This is a genomic window from Arsenophonus sp. ENCA (assembly GCF_002287155.1).
Lineage (GTDB): Bacteria > Pseudomonadota > Gammaproteobacteria > Enterobacterales > Enterobacteriaceae > Arsenophonus > Arsenophonus nilaparvatae.
On the sequence record NZ_NHNG01000515.1, the window covers coordinates 1 to 2,029 of the forward strand.

1 protein-coding gene and 2 pseudogenes are annotated in these 2,029 nt (G+C 37.8%); 1 reads left to right on the forward strand and 2 read right to left on the reverse strand.

The window, feature by feature from the left end; all coding sequences use genetic code 11:
• Positions 1-425 precede the first annotated feature (425 nt).
• Positions 426-1,044 (reverse strand): annotated as a pseudogene (locus tag CBG25_RS13485) (trimeric intracellular cation channel family protein).
• A 134-nt stretch (positions 1,045-1,178) separates the two neighbouring features.
• Here CBG25_RS13485 and CBG25_RS13490 point away from each other — a divergent pair.
• Positions 1,179-1,632: pseudogene (locus CBG25_RS13490) on the forward strand (DUF3748 domain-containing protein); the annotation flags it as partial.
• 134 nt (positions 1,633-1,766) lie between these two features.
• On the opposite strand, the gene CBG25_RS13495 reads toward CBG25_RS13490, so the two are convergent.
• Positions 1,767-2,029 (reverse strand): transposase (locus tag CBG25_RS13495; protein ID WP_290603799.1); only part of this gene is annotated, 263 nt, incomplete at its 5' end.

The window sequence follows — 2,029 nt, forward strand, 5'->3', positions numbered from 1 at the left end:
ACTGCTTACTTGCAAGAATATTTTATAGATATCTTTAATGCATGGATAACCGGACAAAATATGAACATCCTGATTTTTTCTTGTTTTTAAATTTATACTTCTTTTTTAGAGACTGCGAAACTCGTGTCTATTTATCAACAATTTTTATCAGCTCAAAAACGGCCTTTTTCTAATTGGTTAAAAGGGCTAGGAGTTCCTTTACCAGAAAATTTTTTAGCAAAATAACCTGTTGGGATGATTTATCATCTAAAGAGATAAATAGTGATATTTTATCTCGTAAACAACAAAAAAAGTTAGCGCAGTTTATTGAGCATAAAGATGTTAAACAGCTGGTAAAAATTTTGCGTCAAATTAATATAAATGGATTTACCAATGATAATCAGTTTAAGTAAAAAGTTACTGATTTAATTAGACATATGGAGATCTTAATCATTATGTTCATAATTGAATACTGGTAATCCTAATCGATAACGAATGGCAAGTAGACGTGCGGTTAAACCAGCTATTAAGGTGATGGTAATAACCATATCTTTAGGTAGTGGAGTATGTAGTATTAATCCGATATAAAGCCCATGCCGCGGCAAAGGAGATGCCAGCGTATATCTCTTTTTGAAAAACCAGCGGAATTGTATTACATAACATATCGCGCAGTACGCCACCGAAAACACCCGTGACGACGGCTGCAATAGCGGCAATAATATAACTATAATTCATATCGAGCGCTATTTGAGCGCCAATAATGGAAAAGACAATAAGACCAATCGCATCCAAAATTAAAAATAAACGTCGTAAATGTTTCATCATTGGCGCCAGCCAGATAGTAATAACTGCCGCACAAGCAACAATGATAATATATTCAGGATGTTTAACCCAGCCAAGAGGATAGTGTCCTAATAAAATATCGCGTACAGAACCGCCGCCAATTGCGGTTGCTGATGCAATAATAATAACACCGAAAACATCCATCTTACGACGGCCTGCGGCTAAAGCACCTGTCATAGCTTCAGCTGTAATACCAATGATATAAAGTATGCTAAGTAACATAATGATTTTTAGATACGATAACCCTTAAGGTTTAAAGTTGTATTATAAAAATAAAGTATTGACTAATATTTTTGTCATGCTCACAGAATTATATTATTTTTTATCGTTCACCATAAAAGAGTGCGGATAATAAAATGTTTTATCAAGAACTACAGATTACTTTGGATAAACGTAATCATCAATTGACTAATATAAACGTATGGACATCAGATAGCCAGTGGCTAGTTTTTGATGTACCGGCCAAATAGTGCCTCTTTTACTGGGTTAACGATAGAAAAAGTTAATATTAAAACGCAACAACAAAAACAGATCTATGGCGCGAAAAATGGCGCGTATGTTGGTGTTGTTACGGTAAGTAGTGAAAATCCACCCAGATATACTTTTATTCATGGCCCGGAAAATCCCGATAAAAATTGGCATTACGATTTTCATCATCGTCAAGGTGTGATTGTCAACGATATCGCCCCTAATGTTGCAGAAAATATTGAGGCCATGTGTATTACGCCGCCTTTTTTAGCCGGTGCATTGAGAGGGGGCACGCATGTCCATGTCTTTAGTTCAGATAATAGCAGGCTGAGTTTTACCTATGGGCACCTCGAAAAACTCAAGATTTTCAATTAACCCTTGGCTTTCATTCTAAATAATTAGATTTTTTTTGATTATCACGTTACTGATTCTATCGCACATTGCCCTGGCTAGGGCCATTTGACCCATTCTGGGCGTCAGAAAGCCACGATGCACGCGCTCTGGAAGTACGCCAACCGCTTTAGGTTGTAACATGCTGCCATCATCGTCATGGCAAAATTAGCGCGCACCTGTCCAATGGTGCGGATCAGTTTTCTACCCATTTGTTCCATCGCCGCAAATGCATGTTCAACCCGTGCCCTAGTCTTTGCAATCCTGTGGTTTCGCCCTTGCTGAGTCTTGGACAACGGTTTGTTTCGATGGCCTTTACGCTGAATCTGGCTCCTATAGCCGTTTGCCT